Below are 18952 nucleotides of genomic sequence, written 5' to 3'. Positions count from 1 at the left end.
GCTGGCCAATTTTGCGAAGATTGCAAAGGCCGCCTCTAACTGAACCGGTTCAGTAGCTACCCAGCAGTAACAACGAACGTGCAGGTCATGGCCGAGTTTCGGCCGCTGATCAGAGATTGCCCGCGGTGTTACAGCGGGAAGATCGCCGCGACCGCTTTGGTCTCCTCGCCCACCGCGTATGTGAGCGTTCTAACAGTGCGATCAGTCAAGTCAGCACCGAATCGATCAGTGGTGCCTGCTGGGTGTACGTGCGAGACGATCTCCAGCTTGTCGCCAAGCGCCACCGGTGCATCGTGTTCGATCGTCACCCGCAGCGGCGCCTTCAGCAGTTGCGGGCACGACGCAAGGTAATCCTCGATCACCGCCCAGTAAACCGAGTTGTTCATGTGGTCGAACAAGTCGATGTCGGTGACGCGGACCGGGAAGTCGTGAATCTCCATCGCGTCCTCGCGGCTTTCGGAGGTCAGGTAGGCCTTCCACCGCAACCGGCCGATGTCGGTGGTGCGGCGTAGGCCTTCCAGGAAGTCGTCGGAAATGCGCGACGGCATCTGGGTGTCGCGGTTGATGTTGATCCAGAAGGCTTCCGACTCGATCAAGCCTCGGCCGCGCTTCCCATCTATACGGACCCGCATCTCACACCAGCGGTTGGACGTGCCCGAACACCACCGGCGCATCCGCAGCATCTCGCCGAACTCGATCGGACGGATCAGGTCGACCATGGTGCGGCGGACGATCCACAGCGGATGAGTGTCCTCGAAACCCATCTCCCGCAGTTGATCCTGGCCGATGTCCTGGATGTGCCGGGCGGCTGCGTCGAATCGCAGCCGGCCTTCGCGGTCGATGTCGGCCACCCGCAACGGCCACTCGCGGTCGAAGACGTCAGGGTGGCCGTCGGGCACCGGCATCAACACTTTGTCCAGGCTCACCGCGGTACTCCTATGTGTCCAAAGCGCTTTGTGCCACTCTCCCAGTCCGTCCTTACGGGTGTGGGTTTCTCCCTCCTGCGAATCATCCCAGACGACGGCTCGGCGGCGCTAATCCACGCCGCTTGCCAACTCTGCGAACTGAATCTTCACACCCGGGTAGGCTCGTTGCGTGGCCAAGACCTTCGTCGGTTCCCGCGTTCGCCAACTACGCAGCGAGCGCGGCTTCAGTCAGGCTGCGCTGGCGCAGATGTTGGAGATCTCCCCCAGCTACCTCAACCAGATCGAACACGACGTACGACCGCTGACGGTCGCGGTGTTGCTGCGGATCACCGAGGTGTTCGGGGTCGACGCGACTTTTTTCGCCTCCCAGGACGACACCCGGCTGGTCGCCGAACTGCGGGAGGTGACCATGGACCGCGACCTGGACATCGGCGTCGACCTGCCCGAGGTCGCCGACATGGTCAGCGCCCACCCCCGCTTGGCCCGCGCCATGGTCAATCTGCACCGCCGCTACCGGATCACCACGGCGCAACTGGCGGCCGCCACCGAGGAGCGGTTCTCCGACGGCAGTGGCAGCGGATCGATCACCATGCCGCACGAAGAGGTGCGCGACTACTTTTACCAGCGCCAGAACTATCTGCACGAGCTCGACACCGCCGCCGAGGACCTCACCAACCGGATGCGGATGCACCGCGGTGACCTGGCCGGCGAGTTGTCCAGCCGGCTGAGCGAGGTGCACGGTGTGCACATCAACAAGCGCATCGATCTCGGCGACGCGGTGTTGCACCGCTACGACCCGGCGTCCCGGACGCTGGAGATCAGCAATCACCTCTCGTCGGGTCAGCAGGTGTTCAAGCTCGCCGCTGAACTGGCGTACCTGGAGTTCGGCGACCTGATCGACAGCATGGTCACCGACGGCAAGTTCACCAGCGACGCGTCGCGCACCCTGGCCCGGCTCGGGCTGGCCAACTACTTCGCCGCAGCTGTGGTGCTGCCCTATCGGCAGTTCCACGATGTCGCCGAGAACTTCCGGTACGACGTCGAGCGGCTGTCGGCGTTCTACCGGGTGAGCTTCGAGACGATTGGGCACCGGCTGTCCACGCTGCAGCGGCCCACGATGCGCGGCGTGCCGTTCTCCTTCGTCCGGGTCGACCGCGCGGGCAACATGTCAAAACGCCAGTCCGCGACCGGTTTTCACTTCTCTTCCAGCGGCGGCACCTGCCCGCTGTGGAACGTCTACGAAACGTTCGCCAACCCGGGCAAGATCCTGGTGCAGATCGCCCAGATGCCCGACGGGCGCAATTACATGTGGGTGGCCAGGACCGTGGAGCGTCGCGCCTCGCGGTATGGTCAGCCCGGTAAGGCGTTCGCGATCGGCTTGGGCTGCGAACTTCGACAGGCACATCGCCTGGTGTACTCGGAAGGACTCGACTTGTCCGGGGAGAACGCCACACCGATCGGAGCCGGGTGCCGGGTCTGCGAGCGCGACAACTGTCCGCAACGGGCGTTCCCGGCGTTGGGCCGTGCCCTTGATCTCGACGAGCACCGCAGCACTGTGTCGCCCTATCTGGTGAAGCAGGCATGACCGGCCGAATTCCCGCGGCCGGGCGGATTCGCGACATCGGCCTGATTAATTGGATCGTGGCGAGGGCCTCCGCGCGCACCGTCGGCGCCCCGCAAATGCACTTGTTCACCGTCTTGGGTCAGCACAAGCGGCTGTGGTTGGCAATGATGCCCTACTCCGGTGCGCTGCTGCGCGGCCGGCTGCCCAGTGCGGACACCGAATTGGTGATTCTGCGAGTGGCTCATCTGCGCTCCTCGGAATACGAGCTGCAACATCACCGGCGCCTGGGTCGCCGCCGTGGACTCGATGACCAGACGCAGAACAGCATCTTCGCCTGGCCCGACGCCTCGGACGGGCTCACAACGCGCCAGCAGGCGCTATTGGCGGCCGCCGACGAATTCGTACTTCAGCGGTCGATCAGCGATGAAACCTGGCAGCAGTTGGCCGGCCACCTCGACCGGCGTCAGCTGATCGAATTCTGCATGCTCGCCGGGCAATACGACGGACTGGCGGCGACGATGTCTGCCCTCGAAATCCCGCTCGACCACCCGCCGGAGCGGGAACCGTCATAGGTAGGTGTAGGTCAGCACGCCCAAAGTGAGCGCCACCGGCAGCACCGGCAATGTCATCGCGAATGCCGCCAGCGGCTGGCTTCCCCCGCGACGCAGTCGCCGTCCCCACAGCGCGGCAGCGACGGCCACCACCACCGACACGACCAGCACGGCAAAACTCCACTGGCTCACCGTGGTGACGGCTTCTCCGATCGACACGGCCACCAGCCACCCGAGATAGCCCACAGTCAGCCCGGCGAGCACACAGACAACCGTCGGACCGCGACCGTGCTGGCTTCTCACCTCCGGCTCGTCAACCAGGTTGTCCACCCGGCCAGGGTAGCCCGTAGCGCATCGCCGTCAGAAGTTGATCATGTGGCCCGTCAGGCCGTGGAAACACTCCTGCAGCGCCTCCGACATCGTCGGGTGGGTATGGACGTTGCGCGCCAACTCGTTTGCGGTCAGATCCCACTTCTGCGCCAGCGTCAGCTCCGGCAACAGCTCGGAGACGTCGTGCCCGATCAGATGCCCGCCGAGTAGCTCACCGTACTTGGCGTCGGCGACAAGCTTGACGAAACCGCTGGGGTCGCCGAGGCCGTGCGCTTTGCCGTTGGCGGTGAACGGGAACTTGGCGACCTTGACGTCGTATCCCTCGTCGCGCGCCTGCTGTTCGGTCAGACCGAAGCTGGCCACCTGCGGCTGGCAGAACGTCGCGCGCGGCAGCATCCGGTAGTCTCCGAGCGCCAATGTCTCTGCACCGCCGATGGTTTCAGCGGCCACCACACCCTGGGCCTCGGCGACGTGCGCCAGCTGCAGCAGCCCGGTCACGTCACCGATCGCATAGATGTGCGGCACGCTGGTGCGCATGTACTCGTCGACGCCGATGGCCGTGCGCTCGGTCACGGCCACCCCGGTCTTGTCCAGGCCATAGCCTTCGACATTGGGTGCAAAACCGATGGCCTGCAACACTTTGTCGGCGACCAGTTCACTGGTGTTGCCGTCCTTGCTGATCGTCACTTTCACCTGGGAACCGTCGTCGTGCATCCCCTCCACCTTGGTGGCAGTCAAGATCTTGACGGCCAGCTTCTTGTACTGCTTCTCGATCTCCTTGGACACCTCGGCGTCCTCGTTGGGCAGCGCGCGCGGCAGAAACTCCACGACCGTGACGTCGACGCCGTAATTGCGCATCACGTAACCGAATTCCATGCCGATAGCGCCTGCTCCGGCGACGACGATCGACTTAGGCAACTCCCGAGTCATGATCAGCTCTTCGTAGGTGACGACGTTTTGGCTCAGCGAGGTGCCCGGAACCAGCCGCGTGCTGCTGCCGGTGGCAATGATCACGTTGCCGAAGGTGATTGTCTCGGTGCCGCCGCCGTTGAGCTCGACCGACAACGTTTGGGCGTCGGTGAACTTCCCGTAGCCGTGAATTTCCGTGATTTTGTTCTTCTTCATCAAGAAGTGCACACCGGCGACGCGGCCCTCGGCCACTTTGCGACTGCGGTCGAAGGCGATGCCGTAGTCGAAGGTCGCCTCACCGCTGAGGCCGAACGTCTTGGCCTCTCTGGTGAAGATGTGCACCAGTTCTGCGTTGCGCAGCAGCGCCTTGGACGGAATGCAACCCACGTTAAGGCACACGCCGCCCCAGTATTTAGGTTCGACGACTGCGGTGTTGAGTCCCAGCTGGGCCGCGCGGATGGCGGCGACATATCCGCCCGGGCCGGCTCCGAGAACGACGACGTCATAGTGGGAAGTCACGAACCCACCCTAGTGGCGGCTGCACTCGCGAGCGTAACGCGAGGGCGAATCGGCGAACGGGAAGTCGCCGGGACGTTACGCTCGATGGGAACATGAGACGAGCAGTAGTCACCGGCGCATCGTCGGGCATCGGGAAAGCAGTGGCCGCAACGCTTCGCGACCGTGGGTACCAGGTGATCGGCACCAGCCGCAAGCCCGACGCGATCGCGCCGGGTTCGCTGCTCTCCGGCGTCAACTACCGTGCGCTCGACCTCACCGATCCGCAGTCCATCGATTCCTTCGCCGACGGCATCGGCGGCGTCGACGTGCTGGTGAACAATGCGGGCGAAAGCCAGGCCGGCCCGCTCGAGGAGCTGCCTGCCGACGCCGTCGAAAGGCTGTTTCGGCTCAACGTGCTTGGCCCAGTCCAGTTGACGCAGCGCATGTTGCCCGGGATGCGGCAACGCCGCAGTGGCCGTGTCGTGATGGTCGGCTCGATGCTGGCCAGCTTCCCACTGGCCTATCGCTCGTCCTATGCGGCATCCAAGGCGGCGATCAAAGGATTCGCGACCGCGGCCCGGCTGGAGTTGGCGCCTTTCGGGGTGTGGATCACCACCGTCGAGCCCGGTTCGATCAACACCGGCATCACCGAACGGCGCACCAGATACATCAACGAAGACTCCGTCTACGCGGCCGGATTCGGCAAGATGATGACGAAACTCGATCACAATATCGATCACGGCATTGCCCCGGGCAAAGTAGCCGAGACCATCGCGAAGGCGATCGAGGCGCCACGCCCGAAGCCGCTGTACGCCGTCGGAAGCAACGCACCGCTGGTCTTCACACTGCGCCGCCTCGCGCCGCGCGCGGTCGTAGAAAGCTTTGTCGCGCGGGCGTACGGGCTGCCTCGCCCCTGACGCCGGTGCTGCTTTCGCGGCCCGAGGCTGCGCCCATGGCGATCACGCGGCCGACTTCCACCCTCATCGCACACTGAAATCGTTCGGGCAGAGCCTAACTAGTAGGGCACCAGGCCTACCAGGCAGTGCTGCGTGCGCTGACAGTGGTCATGCCCGTAGAGCGGCGCTGCCGCGGCGAGCGAGGCGAACACCGCCGAACTGAGCGCGATAGCCAACGCTGACAGCAACGGCCGGCCGGGAATCATCGCCAGCATCAGCGCGCCGACAGTGCTCGCCACGGTGTAGACCAGCACGACGAACACCGCCGGTGTCTTGTTGTCCGCGTGGTACCACCACGAGAACAACACCACGCCGACGGCGCCGGCCGCGATCCAGACCCCTGCCAGCACCAGCACGAACTTCCACCACTTCAGGTAGTAGTAGCGGCCGGGGACGGTGACCGGCTGCACGGGCGGTGGCAACGGCTCCCCCGGCAGCGCCGACGGCGCCTCGACAGCGGGCGTACCGGCGTTCGAGGCGGCGATCGCCGTCGAATCGGGCACGTCACGGGGCTGTGCCGCCTGGAGCGCGGCCTTTTCATCGGTGCTCGGCTCGTGCGCGGCCGGTGACGCTTCCAGCGGAAGCGACTGCTCACCGGTGTCGAAGTCCGGGACGAACGCCGCAGTTCCCGGCGACGACTCCTCCTCCTCGTCAGCCACCGGACGCCGCCTGGATCGTAACGAGCGCACCGAACCATCCCGGGGCCAGTGCGACGAGAAACGCGCCCAGCGCGGTGAGCAGTCGGCGCCTGGACAGCAGTACCAACACCAGCCCGGTGACGGTGGGTACCACCACGACCGCGGCGACGACGAGACCGGGCCGGATGTGTTCGCGGACCAGCACTGTTCCGGCGGTTCCGCTCAGCAATCCGACTGCCGCTCCGACCAGCATCGCGCTGGCCAGCACCCAGGTGCGCGGAAGCGGAATCACACCATATGACCTTACTGCGACAACTTCGTGTTACCGCCGCACTCCCCCGCAAGCGGGAGGTGCCCCCCACCCGGCATGTGCCCGGCAGGTACCGGGCAGGCGTCGGGGACTTCAGCGACAACCGGACTCCGCGCGAGCGGACGTTGACCGCCGGCATACTCGGCGCCGCTGATCGCGCTCGCGGCCGCCAGCGCCGCTTGCTCGTCGGCGCTGAACGCCCGGCCGCGGGACAGGAACCGCACGCCCTCCGGTGCTTCGAGGCTGAACCCGCCGCCGCGGCCGGGCACCACGTCGATGATCAGCTGGGTGTGTCGCCAGGTGGCGAACTGCGGGCCCGAGATCCACACCGGAACTCCGGCGCCGACGTCGAGCACACCGAGCAGCACGTCGCGGTCGCCGACGATGAAATCGCCGTCCGGGTAGCACATCGGGGAGGAGCCGTCGCAGCAGCCGCCGGACTGGTGAAACATCACCGGACCGTGCTGCTCCTGCAGCCGGCCCAGCAACGCCGCGGCGGCCGCGGTGATCAGCACCCGACCAACTGTATGGCGCCGCTCCTCCTCATCGCTGCGCTCTGCATCGTCGCCGGCGCGCATCAGAAGAAGCCCTGCGCCTTCTGGGAATAGGACACCATCAGATTCTTGGTCTGCTGGTAGTGGTCGAGCGCCATCTTGTGCGTCTCCCGACCGAAACCCGACTGCTTGTAGCCGCCGAACGCGGCGTGCGGCGGGTACATGTGGTAGCAGTTGACCCACACTCGGCCGGCCTTGATCTCGCGACCGGCCCGGTAGGCGATGTTGCCGTCGCGGCTCCACACACCGGCCCCCAACCCGTAGAGGGTGTCGTTGGCAATGCCCATCGCGTCCTGGTAGTCGCGGAACGACGTCACCGCCACCACCGGGCCGAAAATCTCCTCTTGGAAGATGCGCATCTTGTTGTTCCCGGCGAAGATCGTGGGCTGCACGTAGTAGCCGCCGGACAGGTCACCGCCCAACTCGGTACGCTCGCCGCCGGTGATGAGCTTGGCGCCCTCGTCTTTGCCAACCTCGATGTAGGACAACACCTTTTCCAATTGGTCGTTGGAGGCCTGCGAACCCAGCATGGTCTCGGTGTCCAGTGGATCGCCCTGACGGACCGCCTTGGTCCTGATCGCGGCCAACTCCAGAAACTCGTCGTAGATGTCGGCCTGGACCAGGCTGCGCGACGGGCAGGTGCACACCTCGCCCTGGTTGAGGGCGAACATGGTGAACCCCTCGAGCGCCTTGTCCTGGAAGTCGTCGTTGGCCGCCATCACATCGGAGAAGAAGATGTTTGGGCTTTTGCCGCCGAGTTCCAGGGTCACCGGAATCAAGTTCTGCGAGGCGTATTGCATGATCAGCCGGCCGGTGGTGGTCTCTCCGGTGAACGACACTTTGGCGATTCGATCGCTGGATGCCAGCGGCTTTCCGGCTTCGACGCCGAACCCGCTGACGATGTTGACCACGCCGGCCGGAAGCAGGTCACCGATCAGCGACATCAGGTAGAGCACCGAGGCCGGTGTCTGCTCGGCCGGCTTGAGCACGACGGTGTTGCCGGCCGCCAGCGCCGGCGCCAGTTTCCATGCGCCCAGCAGGATCGGGAAGTTCCAGGGAATGATCTGCCCGACGACCCCGAGCGGCTCGTGGAAGTGGTACGCCACGGTGTCCTCGTCGATCTGCGACAGCGATCCCTCCTGGGCACGGATCACCCCGGCGAAATACCGGAAATGGTCGGCAGCCAGCGGGATGTCGGCGGCCAGCGCCTCCCGGATCGGTTTGCCGTTGTCCCAGACTTCGGCCAGCGCCAGCGCGGCGGTGTTCTCCTCGATACGGTCCGCGATCTTGTTCAGAATCGCCGCGCGCTCCGCGGGTGCGGTTCTGCCCCACGCCGGTGCCGCCGCATGCGCGGCATCGAGCGCCTTCTCGACGTCGGCCTCGCCGGAGCGGGCCACCTCGCAGAACGTCTGGCCGGTGACCGGGGTGGGGTTCTCGAAGTACCGTCCGCCCGCGGGCGCCACCCACTCGCCCCCGATGAAGTTCTCGTAGCGGGGTTCATACGACATCAGCGCTTCCTCAGCACCCGGACGTGCGTAGACGGTCATTGGATCAGCTCCTCGTTCTAGGCTGTAATACAGGTCACAGTACCGCTGCGGCCACAATGGCTTCCAATGACTTCCATGGCTTTTACGCCGGCTTCCGGTTCCGGTGACGACCCGTACCTGTGGCTCGAGGACGTCGTCGGCGACGACGCACTGGACTGGGTACGTGCGCACAACGAACCAACGGTGGCTGATCTGTGCGACGAGGATTTCGGGCGGATGCGCGCCGAGGCGCTCGAGGTGCTCGACACCGATGCGCGCATCCCGTACGTGCGGCGGCGCGGCGAGTTCCTCTACAACTTCTGGCGCGATGCCGCCAATCCTCGCGGGCTGTGGCGGCGCACCACGCTGGACAGCTACAGCGGTGACGCCACCGAGTGGGAAGTGATCATCGACCTGGATGAGCTGAGTCGCACTGACCATGTGAACTGGGTGTGGGCGGGGGCTAACGTCATCGAACCCGAGTACAGCCGGGCGCTGGTCTGGCTGTCCCGCGGTGGATCCGATGCCGCGATACTGCGCGAATTCGACATGCCGACAAGGCAATTTCTTACCGACGGCTTTACTCTGCCGGAGGCCAAGTCGCAGATGAGCTGGGCCGACGTGGATACCGTGCTGGTCGGCACCGACTTCGGCGCGGATTCGCTGACCGACTCCGGGTATCCGCGGGTGGTCAAACGATGGCGGCGGGGCCAGCCCTTGCACGAGGCGGAAACCGTGTTCGCCGGCTCACGAGGCGACGTTGTGGTGGCGGCATCGGTGGACCGGACGCCCGGCTTCGAGCGAGTCCTGCTGCGGCGGGCGCTGGACTTCTACAACGACGAAGTCTACGAACTGCGCGATGCGGAATTGGTCCGCATCGACGCGCCGACCGATGCCACGGTGTCGGCGCATCGTCAGTGGTTGCTGATCGAGCTGCGGACCGACTGGTTGACCGGCGCCGCGGAGTATCGCGCCGGCTCACTACTGGCCGCTGACTACGAAACCTTCCTGGCCGGGACAGCCGAACTGCAGGTGGTGTTCGAGCCCGACCAGCACACCAGCCTGGACCACTACGCGTGGACGCGCGACCGGCTCCTCATCGTGACGCTGGTCGATGTGGCCAGCCGCGTCGAGATCGTCACACCGGGCAGCTGGCAGCGCCAACCGGTCAGCGACGTTCCCGCCAACACCAACACGGTGATCGTCGCCGCAGACGACACCGGCGACGAGATCTTCCTCGACTCCAGCTCATTCGATACACCGTCACGGCTGCTGCACGGCTCCGTCGGCGAGCCGCTCCGCCAGATCAAAGCCGCACCGGCATTCTTCGACGCTGAAAACATCAGCGTGACGCAGCATTTCGCGACTTCCGGCGACGGCACCCGCATTCCCTATTTCGCTGTGCGACCCGACGGCGCCAGTGGACCCGGGCCTACTCTGCTGGGCGGCTACGGGGGATTCGAGCAGTCCATGACGCCCGGCTACGCCGGTGTGCTCGGCCGATTGTGGCTGGCGCGCGGCGGCACCTACGTGCTGGCCAACATCCGCGGCGGCGGTGAGTACGGCCCGGCCTGGCACCTTCAGGCGGTGCGGGCGGGCCGACACAAGGTGGCCGAGGACTTCGCCGCCGTGGCAGCCGATCTGGTCGACCGCGGTATCACCACGGTGGCTCAGCTTGGTGCGCGCGGCGGCAGCAACGGGGGTCTGCTGATGGGCATCATGCTGACCAAATACCCGCAGCTGTTCGGTGCGCTGGTATGCCAGGTGCCGCTGCTCGACATGCGCCGCTTCCATCTGTTGCTGGCCGGCGCGTCCTGGATGGCCGAATACGGCAATCCCGACGATCCCGACGACTGGAAGTTCATCGCCGAATACTCGCCTTATCACAACATTTCGGCAGAACACCGGTACCCGCCGGTGCTGATCGCCACGTCCACCCGTGATGACCGCGTGCATCCGGGACATGCCCGCAAAATGACCGCTGCGCTGGAAGCCGCAGGGCACCGGGTGCATTACTACGAGAACATCGAGGGCGGGCACGCCGGCGCCGCCGACAATGCCCAGACCGCCTTCCGGGAAGGTCTGTGCTTCGCGTTCCTGCACCGGATGCTGGGCTGATACCGAGCCCGTTGAACAAGTCGGCGTATTTCAGTGTGAGTCGGCGCCGGCCGGCGAACAGTCAGCACGGTCGCACGGGGCGCGCAGCGGCACCACAGGCAAGGCCGCCAGCGGGAACACGCCGCACACCGCGAAAGCCAGGGGAAAACCGGCCGCGGTGATCAATGTGGCGAACGCCGGGGGCGCGATTGCGACGACCAGACGCTCAAAGGTGTTCTGTGTGCCCAGTGCCCATCCGCTCCAGTATCGGCCGGCGACCTCGGGAATCGTCGTGAATGGCAACCCGTTGTCGCCCGCGATCGCCGCCGCGACAACCATCACCGCCACCGCGAGCCCCCAACCCAGGTGATCGGTGAACGCCAGCACCAGCATGACCACCGCGGTGGCGACCGCGATTTTCCTTACCGGCCGCATCCGCGAGCCGATGCGATCCGCCCATCGGCCGGCCGCGATGCGGCCCAGCGCGCCGAGCAATTGTGAACCGCCCACCAGCACACCGGCCCATGCCACCGACAAGCCGTGCTTGTCCATGAACCAGACCAGCATGAACGTCAACACGACTGGCTGCGGCACCATCAGCAGCGCCGACGCGACGTGAATCCGCCACAACGTCGGCCCACGGTACGGATTGGCCAGCTCCTCATGATCAGCATCCTCCCGGTCCGGGCGCGGCGGGTCCTGCACACCCACCGCGCTGGCCACCGCGGCCAATACGCACAACACCGCGGGGAACATCAGCGCCAGCGATAGATCGCGTTTTGCGAGTTCGGGCATCGCCAGGGCGGCGACCGCAATCCCCAGCGGCTGCGCAGTCTGCCGGATTCCCATGGCCAACGCCCGTTTCTCCTGCGGAAAACAACCGGTCACCAGCCGGCCACTGGCCGTGATGGTGCTGGCGGCGGCCATGCCGCCGAGGACCAGGAAGGTCGCCACCGCGACCATCGAGTGCATTGATGCCGCCGCGAAGCCTGCCGCCGCGGTCAACCCCAAACCCACCGAGAGCACAATCCGCTCGCCGACCCGGTCCAGCAGATATCCCCACGGAATCAGGGTCAGCATCATGCCGAAGCTCGGCATCGACGCCAGCAAAGCAGCCTCCGCAAGGCTGGTGCGGTCGGAGACCAGCTTGGGGATCAGGAAGGCAACGCCGTTGATGAAGACATTGGCGCACAACGTCGCGGTCAGCGAGACCGCCACCATCGACCAGCTTCTGGTGGTGCTGAACTCTTCGGTTGCCTGTTCGACGGTCAACGCTGCCTGCTTTCGATGGTTGTGGTGTTACGTCGCTGCGCTACCGTGAGCTGGATTGCATAACTGAGGGCGCTGCCGCCGAACAGCACGGCGGTGAGCATCAGCCATCGGCCGAGGAACGGCTGCTGGGTGAGTCCGGTGTCTTCGCCGTAGAGGGTCGCGCCCTGCCGGAGGATCCCGGGGAAGAACACCAGCAGCATCAGGCCCGAGCCCAATGCGGGCACGCGCAGATGGTTTCGCACGGAGACCCGCGGCTGCTTACGCCGTCGCAGGCGCACCCCCAACATCCGATCCGCCAGCGCGTAGCCCGGAAACAGCACCAGGTCGTGGAAGATGATCGCCGCGGCGAACCACAGCGCCATCGATTTCCACCAGCTGCCCTCAGGAGTCCACAGCGTCGACGGCTTAGCCGTAAGGATGAGATAGCCCAGCAGCGCGAAGCCGGCCACCATGGTCAGCAGATGCAGTGCACTGGAACCGTACGCAGCACGGAACCCTGTGGACGGATTTCGCATTCAGTTGGCCTCGAAGTCGATGGAGTTCACCCATTTGGTGTTGTGGACGCCCGGCAGCGCCGGAACGATGATCCGTGCCGGATAACCGTGGTCAAGTGACAGGTCCGCGCCGTTGACCCGCAATGCCAGTAGCGCATCCGGATGACGAATTTGGTTGTTTTGCAATGTCACTCGGTTGAAGTTGCCTCTGCGTCCCAACGATGACACTCGAGCCGAACGCGCGGCCGGGACACCGGCCAGTGCCGCCAGCTCCGCCAGCCGGACCCCGCTCCAGGCCTGCTCGGTCGACCAGCCCTGTACACACGCAATCGGTAGCCGGGCGCTGTGATGCGACATGGCAATCAGCTGATTGCGGTCGAGCACCACCGGCGCCGGCCCGCCGCGCAACGTGAGCCGCCAGTTGGCACCGGTCTCCGCGGGGTCGACGCCGACACCTTTCGCGGTCTTGTTGATTCGAAAGTCGTTGGGTCCGTTTCCTGTTGTGTCACCGGGCGGGAGCAGCAGCGGAAGGTGCCGTGCGAAACCGCCAAGCGTTTGTCCCACGGTGACCAGCGCCGTCAACAGCACGCCACCGCTGACCAGCCCGAGGACGCCGCGGCGGCTCATCGTCGGCTGTGCCGGGTTGGCGGCCACCAGCTCGTCGGGGTCCGGCGCCTCGGCCCGGGTACCGGCCCGATTGGTGCGCAAGACTTCTCGCAATGAGATGGAACGCAGTGCGGAGAGCATGCGCGGCACCTTGACGACGACGTGCATCATGAAGCCCGAGATGAATACCCATGCGCCGTAGTAGTGCGCGGGAAAGAAGCTGAAGCCGTAGACGTAGTCGTATTGGATGTACAGCACGCCGGTAACGATCTCGAACAGGATTCCGCCCACGAGCATGGCGATGGAGAGCCGTTCCAGCACTTGCGCGAGCGACCGCAGCGGCGGCCAGGCGAACAGCCGTGGTATCACCGACCACAACTTGGCCAACACCACCGGAATCAGCACCAGACCCAGCCCCACGTGCAGACCCTGCGTGGCGCGGTACAACCAGACGGGGCGCGTGGGCCAGTCGAAGGTCGGCAGTCGCAGCCAGCCGACATGCGCGGGCAGCGCCTGATTGAACTGGGGACCGTAGGCGATGTAGGACAGTAAGCCGGTGAGAATGACGACCGGCAGCGTCACCAGTAGCACCAGACCGAACACCGACGTCAGCCACGGTCCGCGCAGGGGACTGCGCCAACGCTGCAACCGGTCGACTCCGGGAGGACGGTGACGTGCCAGTGCGCGCCACAACCGAGCGGGAAACCCGTATTCGCCGGGCTCAGCGAGGTTTTCAGACCGCATGCGGGATCCTCGCTGCACGCGATCACCGACGCTCACAAGTCGACCGTCACGTCGCGGCGGGCTCATCGTCGAATACTTAGTTGCACAACCGTCCCACTGTCAGGTCCCTACGTTTCGGATTCGAAGCCGATCGCCGCGTGGATTGGTCTCAGCCGCAAAGTTGTGCCCCGCCGCCCGTATGGCACGGGCTCGACGAATCCGTGCGCGTGCACAGATGGGCTCAGCGGAACCTTCGTTCTTCAGGCGCACGACTGACGCAATGTGTATATGCTGTCGTGAGGGGTTGAGGTTCCAGCCTTAGCGAACGCGCGATCAGCGCCCAGGCAAACAGCCTCTGCGATCTGCGCTTTCAAGAAAACTCAGCAGTGCTTCACGATGGGTCCACTAATGACTATCGTTCATACCCACACATCCACTCACAGCCTGCCCGCCAGGTCGGGCTACATCATCGACGGTCGCATCGCGTGGTGGAAAGTCCATGCGCGCCGGCAGGCGATCGTGTTGACGGCGAGTGGCGAGATCGATGCCTCCAATGCCGACAGTTTCGGCAAGACGGTCTCTCGGCTGACCGCCGAAGGCGATCCGCTGGTCGTCGATCTGCGTGCCGTCGACTTTTGCGGAGTTCAGGGACTACAGGTGCTCGTCGCCCTCGACGAGGAGTGCCGGGAAAGCGGTCTAGCCTGGGCTTTGGTCGCTGGTCCGGCGGTGCACGCCCTGTTACGCATCGGTGACTTCGCCGCGAGCCTTCCGGTAATGCCATCGGTCGCAGATGCGCTGCAACGATTCGAATCCGACAGGCGTGCGGGTCGCCAATTGCTTTCCCTCAACCTCTCGGAGCGCAACGCTTAACCAAAGTGCATCGGCCTTCGCCGGCGCTGATCGGCGAATCAGCTCGGACAGTGAACCTGCCCGGCGTCGCCACCGTCTCATATACAAGAGCCGGGAGGCGAAGATGAATTTATTGATGGTGGCGGTCTTTTCGGTAGGAAGCCCGCTGGCCGGCGTGGGCTTACTCGAGCTGCAGGCACGACTCGAGCGGTGGGATCATGATCGGCACGCCGAAGACTGACGTGCGCAACCGCACTGAGGAGGCAAGCCATGACCGTGACCACCGTCGATGCCGGACCGCGGCAAATCAGCCGCTCGGTGGAAGTTCAGGCCCCGGCAAGCGAGCTGTTCGCGATCGTCGCCAACCCGCGTCGCCACCAGGAGCTCGACGGATCAGGCACCGTGCGCGGCAACATCAGCGGACCGGAACGTCTCAGCGAGGGCGCCCGATTCGGCACCAAGATGACGATGTTCAACGTGCCCTACCGCGTGACCAGCACGGTGACCGCACTGGAACCTGATCAACTGCTCGAGTGGCGCCACCCGATGGGTCACCGCTGGCGATGGGAGTTCGAAGCCGTCGGTCCGGCGACCACCCGGGTCACCGAAACATTCGACTACCGCCGCATCGGGCCCATCAGGGACCGCATCAAATGGTATGAACTGACGGGTTTCGCAAAACGCAACGCCGCCGGCATCGAGAGCACACTTTGCCGACTGCGCGACCGCTACAGCAAGTAGGTCAGCGCAGCGCGTTGGAGCGCACCGCGTTCGCCGGCCGACGGCCGAGCAGCAGGCCGAGCCCCAGCATGCCGACGGCCAGGGCCAGGTGCAGCCAGTTGTCGGCCATGTTGAATCGCTCCGACTAGCAGGGCGGCCAGCTGAACTGGCGCCCACCGAACCCGCGTTCCGCCGATGCCGCTCGCCGAGTTCTGTGCCATGAGGTGCCGCCTCTCTCCGGTGTGCGCCTCGCACGCCGATACCCGCCCGGGGTAAACGCAACCACAGTGGCGTCAGTCTTTCGCGGGCGCCGGGGTGTCGAGAAGTTGACCGTCCAGCCTCGACCTCACCTGCGCAAGCTGGGTCGCGAAGTCGGCGAAACCGACGTCCTTGAGCACCCCATTCAGCGCGGTCAGCGCCCGTTCCAGCTCCGCGCTGAACGGGTGCGCGGTGGCGGTCGGTAACGTGCGGCGCACCGCACCTAGTGCGGCGTGCTGGTGATCCGGGGACAGCCGCGGCATCGTCATGGCGAAGACGTTCAGCACCTGAGCGCAGGTCTGATGCTGACCGCCTTCGATGGCGCCGACCGCGATGCTGGCCAACGCGGAGAGCACTTCAGGAATGGTCGTATCGCGGTATACCACCGGCAGCTCACCACCGTCTTCGGCCGCTTCGCTGCCCCGACCGGGCTCTTGCGCCCACATGCTCAGCAGAGTGTGCAGTCCGTCGACCGCGACCATGGCGGCCTCGGGATCGCGCTGGGTGGCCGCCGCCCACCCGATGCTTGAGAGCTGATGCACGCCATAGACCGGGTCCCGGTCGAGTTGGCGTTCCCGTCCGCAGCGCAGCGCGTCCAGCACGGCCTCCGCGAGCCGCTCCCGGTCGGCGTCCCGCTCGGCGCGCACCGCAGCCAGATCGGAGCCGGTCACGATGTGATTGCCCAACCGGGCGCAAAGCTCGATCTCCGCGGCGCCCTGCACCGAGTCGGCCGCGCGGGCCAGTGCGTCCAGATCGATGTGGACGAGATAACCGCTGCATTGGGCCCGCACCGTCGTCGCCGGCAAATTGACCAGCATCGGTTCATTGCGCACCCGTCGCAGCCGGGCCTGGCTGCCGGCACGGGTCTGCAGGGTCAACCGCACGATGCCCTCGACGACGGAGGGCGGACGCAGCTGATCGAGCACCAGATATCCGAACACGACAAGTCCGATGAGCGCGACGACGCTGAGTACCAGTGCGGCCGCGGTGGAGAACACCGCGTTGTTGGGATCGACCACGCCGACGACGATTACGTAGTAGACCGACAGCCCGGCGAAGTAGCCGAAGAAAGCCTGGTTGGTGCGGCGCAGCAGGAACGGCTCGACCACCACCCAGGTGAAGACGTCGGCCATCCGGTGCACGAGCGTCAGCAGCAGGAAAAACGTGATCGTCATCAGGGTGAGCACGCCGGGCCCCACGGTGCGCAGCATCGCCTGGTTTTCCGACGGCGGCACCACCGCGGCCAACAACTGCTCGACCGGGCGTAGCCATCTCGCATCGCTGCGATCAAGCACACCGGTGATCACCGCCAGTGTGATGAATCCGAACACCATCGCCAGCGGCAGCGCGAGAAACTCCTGCAGCGACCGTCGCAAACCACTTTCGCGCCGCGGACGCGCAGGCCGCTCAGTTTGACCCATAGCTGGAACCACCCCCGTCACCGGCGTGGAGCCAAAGTGCTCTCGTTGCCCTGTATAGCTCTCGCTTGACCTTACGGAAGTAAGACAGTTGGCGACTGTAAATCTGCGACTTGAGTACGCCCGTCCGGGCTTACAGCGGATCCGAATACTTGATGTGCAACAGCCGGTCGGACTCCTGGTCGCCGTCATCGGCGCGGAACCGCGGCGGCAATGACAACCATCGCGGTGGAGAGGATAAGCTACCGGTCGATGACTCGAGCGCCGCGGCTGAGCAATGATCTGGACGCGTTGCTGCGCCGGGTGGCGCGCCGCGATCCGGAGGCATTCGCCGCGTTCTATGACCGCACCAGCGCGCGGGTGTACGGGTTGGTGACACGGGTGCTGCGCGACGCCGGGTACAGCGAGGAAACCACCCAAGAGGTCTACCTGGAAGTGTGGCGGACCGCGCAAGGCTATGACTCCGCGAGGGGCTCGGCCCTGGCCTGGGTGCTTACCATGGCGCATCGGCGCGCCGTCGATCGCGTGCGAGCTGAGCAGGCCGGCAGTCAGCGTGAATCGCGCTACGGCGCGGCCGCCATCGAACCGGCCACCGATGTCGTCGCCGACTCGGCTATCGCCGGTGACGAGCGTCGCCGGGTGACCGAATGCCTCGAGGGCTTGACCGACATTCAGCGCCAGTGCATCCAACTTGCCTACTATGACGGGTTGACGTACCCGGAAGTGTCGCAGCAGTTGTCGACCAACTTGTCGACGATCAAATCGCGGATGCGTGATGCGCTTCGGGGTCTGCGTAACTGTCTGGATGTGACATGACCGAGCCGACTGAATCTCCCCTGCTGGATGCTGCCACGGCGTACGCCTTGTACGCCGTGTCCGACGCTGAGCGTGCCGATATCGAGCGGCAGGTCGCTGAGGCGCCGCAGTCGGTCGCCGAAGCCTTCGACGATGAAGTGCTGGCCGTCCAGGAGACCCTGGCGATCATGTCGGCGGTGACCGCAGCCGAGCCGCCGGCCCAACTACGGGCAGCGGTGCTCGGCGACGCGCAACCCGGACGCGCCCGCGATACCCGTTGGCGCACAATACTTCTCGCTGCAGCAGCCGTCATCGTGGTGGGCTTGGCCGCCTTCGGCGCGGGTATCGCGTTGCGGCCGTCCCCAGCGCCGACGGTCGCCGAGCAGGTGCTGGCGGCGCCCGATGTGCAGACGGTGAGCACTTCCCTGCTGCGCGGCGGAACGGCGACGGTGGTGTTCTCCCGCGGCAAGGGCGCCGCCGTGCTGGTGTTGAACAACGTGCCGCCCCCGTCGCCGGGATCGGTGTACCAGATGTGGCTGATCGGGACGCATGGGCCGACATCGGCGGGCACGATGGACGCCAAAGAAGTGGCCCCGTCCGCTACTGCGGTGATCTCCGGCCTCGGGCGTTCCGATGCTCTCGCCTTCACCGTCGAACCCGGCGGCGGATCGCCGCAACCGACTGGACAGATTTTCGCCGAAGTGCCGCTCTCTCAGTGAGAAGGGCGCAGACCGCCCAGCACCGCGACTACTACCCCGAACGCCGCCAGCAGACCACCGGCGGCCAGCGTGAGGTTGAACCAGTGATGCAGGCCGCCTTCGGCATGATCGACCATGACGTCGGCGATCGAGCGGATGTCGCCGGTGGTGTCGCCCAGCGCCTCGTCGACGTGCCGCCGGACCACCTCGAGGGCCGCCCAGCCGCAGGCGCCGACCACCAACGCCGACACCCCCAGGCC

General features: G+C 65.6%; 18 protein-coding genes and 2 pseudogenes. 8 read left to right on the top strand and 12 right to left on the bottom strand.

The genetic code is table 11. The features are described 5' to 3' along the window. Nucleotides 1-128 precede the first annotated feature (128 nt). Nucleotides 129-926, bottom strand: coding sequence for an acyl-ACP thioesterase domain-containing protein (locus WA317_RS12315; protein ID WP_425173295.1), 798 nt, complete (start codon nt 924-926; stop codon nt 129-131). Nucleotides 927-1095: 169 nt separating this feature from the next. Between WA317_RS12315 and ramB the strand changes: the two genes are divergently transcribed. Together ramB and WA317_RS12305 are read left to right on the top strand one after the other, a co-directional pair. Beyond that, nucleotides 1096-2511, top strand: a complete 1416-nt coding sequence (ramB, locus tag WA317_RS12310; protein ID WP_425173294.1) for an acetate metabolism transcriptional regulator RamB — start codon at nt 1096-1098, stop codon at nt 2509-2511. Then, a complete protein-coding gene (locus WA317_RS12305) occupies nt 2508-3062 on the top strand; it encodes a carboxymuconolactone decarboxylase family protein (protein ID WP_425173293.1) in 555 nt (184 codons plus the stop codon). The genes ramB and WA317_RS12305 overlap by 4 nt, the downstream gene beginning before the upstream one ends. On the opposite strand, the gene WA317_RS12300 is transcribed toward WA317_RS12305, so the two are convergent. Together WA317_RS12300 and lpdA are read right to left on the bottom strand one after the other, a co-directional pair. Beyond that, a complete protein-coding gene (locus tag WA317_RS12300) occupies nt 3057-3371 on the bottom strand; it encodes a hypothetical protein (RefSeq protein WP_425173292.1) in 315 nt (104 codons plus the stop codon). The genes WA317_RS12305 and WA317_RS12300 overlap by 6 nt on opposite strands. Before the next feature lie 30 nt (nt 3372-3401). Continuing rightward, nucleotides 3402-4799, bottom strand: coding sequence for a dihydrolipoyl dehydrogenase (lpdA, locus tag WA317_RS12295; RefSeq protein WP_425173291.1), 1398 nt, complete (start codon nt 4797-4799; stop codon nt 3402-3404). A 92-nt stretch (nt 4800-4891) separates the two neighbouring features. Here lpdA and WA317_RS12290 point away from each other — a divergent pair, with 92 nt between their 5' ends. Beyond that, nucleotides 4892-5695, top strand: a complete 804-nt coding sequence (locus tag WA317_RS12290) for an SDR family oxidoreductase (protein ID WP_425173290.1) — start codon at nt 4892-4894, stop codon at nt 5693-5695. 98 nt (nt 5696-5793) lie between these two features. Here the strand turns inward: WA317_RS12290 and WA317_RS12285 are convergent, their stop codons facing one another. The 4 genes and pseudogenes from WA317_RS12285 to exaC form a co-directional block, all read right to left on the bottom strand. After that, entirely contained in the window at nt 5794-6393 is a 600-nt protein-coding gene (locus WA317_RS12285) for a hypothetical protein (protein ID WP_425173289.1), read from the bottom strand. Beyond that, nucleotides 6386-6664, bottom strand: a complete 279-nt coding sequence (locus WA317_RS12280) for a putative holin (RefSeq protein WP_425173288.1) — start codon at nt 6662-6664, stop codon at nt 6386-6388. The genes WA317_RS12285 and WA317_RS12280 overlap by 8 nt, the downstream gene beginning before the upstream one ends. 30 nt (nt 6665-6694) lie before the next feature. Next, nucleotides 6695-7260 (bottom strand): annotated as a pseudogene (locus WA317_RS12275) (DUF779 domain-containing protein). Then, nucleotides 7260-8783 (bottom strand): acetaldehyde dehydrogenase ExaC, encoded by a 1524-nt coding sequence (gene exaC / locus WA317_RS12270; RefSeq protein ID WP_425173287.1) that lies wholly within the window; start codon nt 8781-8783, stop codon nt 7260-7262. Before exaC ends, WA317_RS12275 begins: the two are co-directional and overlap by 1 nt. 75 nt (nt 8784-8858) lie before the next feature. Between exaC and WA317_RS12265 the strand changes: the two genes are divergently transcribed. Then, on the top strand, nt 8859-10880 hold the full coding sequence (locus tag WA317_RS12265) for a prolyl oligopeptidase family serine peptidase (protein ID WP_425173286.1): 2022 nt from the start codon (nt 8859-8861) through the stop codon (nt 10878-10880). A gap of 30 nt (nt 10881-10910) precedes the next feature. Here WA317_RS12265 and WA317_RS12260 read toward each other — a convergent pair whose 3' ends face one another. The 3 genes from WA317_RS12260 to WA317_RS12250 are packed head-to-tail and all read right to left on the bottom strand — an operon-like array spanning nt 10911 to nt 13975. Beyond that, nucleotides 10911-12080 carry an MFS transporter gene (locus tag WA317_RS12260; RefSeq protein WP_425173296.1) on the bottom strand — a complete coding sequence of 390 codons (1170 nt, stop codon included), beginning with the start codon at nt 12078-12080 and terminating at the stop codon, nt 10911-10913. Nucleotides 12081-12127: 47 nt separating this feature from the next. Continuing rightward, complete coding sequence (locus WA317_RS12255) at nt 12128-12646, bottom strand: hypothetical protein (RefSeq protein WP_425173285.1); 519 nt, start codon at nt 12644-12646, stop codon at nt 12128-12130. Continuing rightward, nucleotides 12647-13975, bottom strand: a complete 1329-nt coding sequence (locus WA317_RS12250) for a molybdopterin-dependent oxidoreductase (RefSeq protein WP_425173284.1) — start codon at nt 13973-13975, stop codon at nt 12647-12649. Between the two features lie 387 nt (nt 13976-14362). On the opposite strand from WA317_RS12250, the gene WA317_RS12245 reads away from it, so the two are divergent. Together WA317_RS12245 and WA317_RS12240 are read left to right on the top strand one after the other, a co-directional pair. After that, the gene (locus WA317_RS12245; protein WP_425173283.1) at nt 14363-14824 is read left to right on the top strand and encodes an STAS domain-containing protein; all 462 of its coding nucleotides are present in this window, start codon (nt 14363-14365) and stop codon (nt 14822-14824) included. A 249-nt stretch (nt 14825-15073) separates the two neighbouring features. Then, the gene (locus WA317_RS12240) at nt 15074-15544 is read left to right on the top strand and encodes an SRPBCC family protein (protein ID WP_425173282.1); all 471 of its coding nucleotides are present in this window, start codon (nt 15074-15076) and stop codon (nt 15542-15544) included. 272 nt (nt 15545-15816) lie between these two features. Here the strand turns inward: WA317_RS12240 and WA317_RS12235 are convergent, their stop codons facing one another. Then, the gene (locus WA317_RS12235; RefSeq protein ID WP_425173281.1) at nt 15817-17202 is read right to left on the bottom strand and encodes a DUF2254 family protein; all 1386 of its coding nucleotides are present in this window, start codon (nt 17200-17202) and stop codon (nt 15817-15819) included. 249 nt (nt 17203-17451) lie between these two features. Between WA317_RS12235 and WA317_RS12230 the strand changes: the two genes are divergently transcribed. Beyond that, nucleotides 17452-18015 (top strand): sigma-70 family RNA polymerase sigma factor, encoded by a 564-nt coding sequence (locus WA317_RS12230; RefSeq protein WP_425173280.1) that lies wholly within the window; start codon nt 17452-17454, stop codon nt 18013-18015. Then, nucleotides 18012-18713 carry an anti-sigma factor gene (locus WA317_RS12225; protein WP_425173279.1) on the top strand — a complete coding sequence of 234 codons (702 nt, stop codon included), beginning with the start codon at nt 18012-18014 and terminating at the stop codon, nt 18711-18713. Before WA317_RS12230 ends, WA317_RS12225 begins: the two co-directional genes overlap by 4 nt. On the opposite strand, the pseudogene WA317_RS12220 reads toward WA317_RS12225, so the two are convergent. Then, nucleotides 18707-18952: pseudogene (locus WA317_RS12220) on the bottom strand (hypothetical protein); the annotation flags it as partial. The gene WA317_RS12225 and the pseudogene WA317_RS12220 sit on opposite strands and share 7 nt — an antisense overlap.

It is taken from the genome of Mycobacterium sp., assembly GCF_049802695.1.
Taxonomy (GTDB): domain Bacteria; phylum Actinomycetota; class Actinomycetes; order Mycobacteriales; family Mycobacteriaceae; genus Mycobacterium.
This window is presented reverse-complemented; position numbering and strand designations above follow the sequence as displayed.

What these genes read in the sequence shown, in the direction of transcription:
- WA317_RS12305 (WP_425173293.1), top strand. Translation starts at nt 2,508, where the DNA reads ATGACCGGCCGAATTCCCGCGGCCGGGCGGATTCGCGACATCGGCCTG.
- WA317_RS12290 (WP_425173290.1), top strand. Translation starts at nt 4,892, where the DNA reads ATGAGACGAGCAGTAGTCACCGGCGCATCGTCGGGCATCGGGAAAGCA.
- exaC (WP_425173287.1), bottom strand. Translation starts at nt 8,783, where the DNA reads ATGACCGTCTACGCACGTCCGGGTGCTGAGGAAGCGCTGATGTCGTAT.
- WA317_RS12265 (WP_425173286.1), top strand. Translation starts at nt 8,859, where the DNA reads ATGGCTTTTACGCCGGCTTCCGGTTCCGGTGACGACCCGTACCTGTGG.
- WA317_RS12260 (WP_425173296.1), bottom strand. Translation starts at nt 12,080, where the DNA reads ATGGTGGCGGTCTCGCTGACCGCGACGTTGTGCGCCAATGTCTTCATC.
- WA317_RS12255 (WP_425173285.1), bottom strand. Translation starts at nt 12,646, where the DNA reads ATGCGAAATCCGTCCACAGGGTTCCGTGCTGCGTACGGTTCCAGTGCA.
- WA317_RS12250 (WP_425173284.1), bottom strand. Translation starts at nt 13,975, where the DNA reads ATGCGGTCTGAAAACCTCGCTGAGCCCGGCGAATACGGGTTTCCCGCT.
- WA317_RS12245 (WP_425173283.1), top strand. Translation starts at nt 14,363, where the DNA reads ATGACTATCGTTCATACCCACACATCCACTCACAGCCTGCCCGCCAGG.
- WA317_RS12240 (WP_425173282.1), top strand. Translation starts at nt 15,074, where the DNA reads ATGACCGTGACCACCGTCGATGCCGGACCGCGGCAAATCAGCCGCTCG.
- WA317_RS12235 (WP_425173281.1), bottom strand. Translation starts at nt 17,202, where the DNA reads ATGGGTCAAACTGAGCGGCCTGCGCGTCCGCGGCGCGAAAGTGGTTTG.
- WA317_RS12230 (WP_425173280.1), top strand. Translation starts at nt 17,452, where the DNA reads ATGACTCGAGCGCCGCGGCTGAGCAATGATCTGGACGCGTTGCTGCGC.
- WA317_RS12225 (WP_425173279.1), top strand. Translation starts at nt 18,012, where the DNA reads ATGACCGAGCCGACTGAATCTCCCCTGCTGGATGCTGCCACGGCGTAC.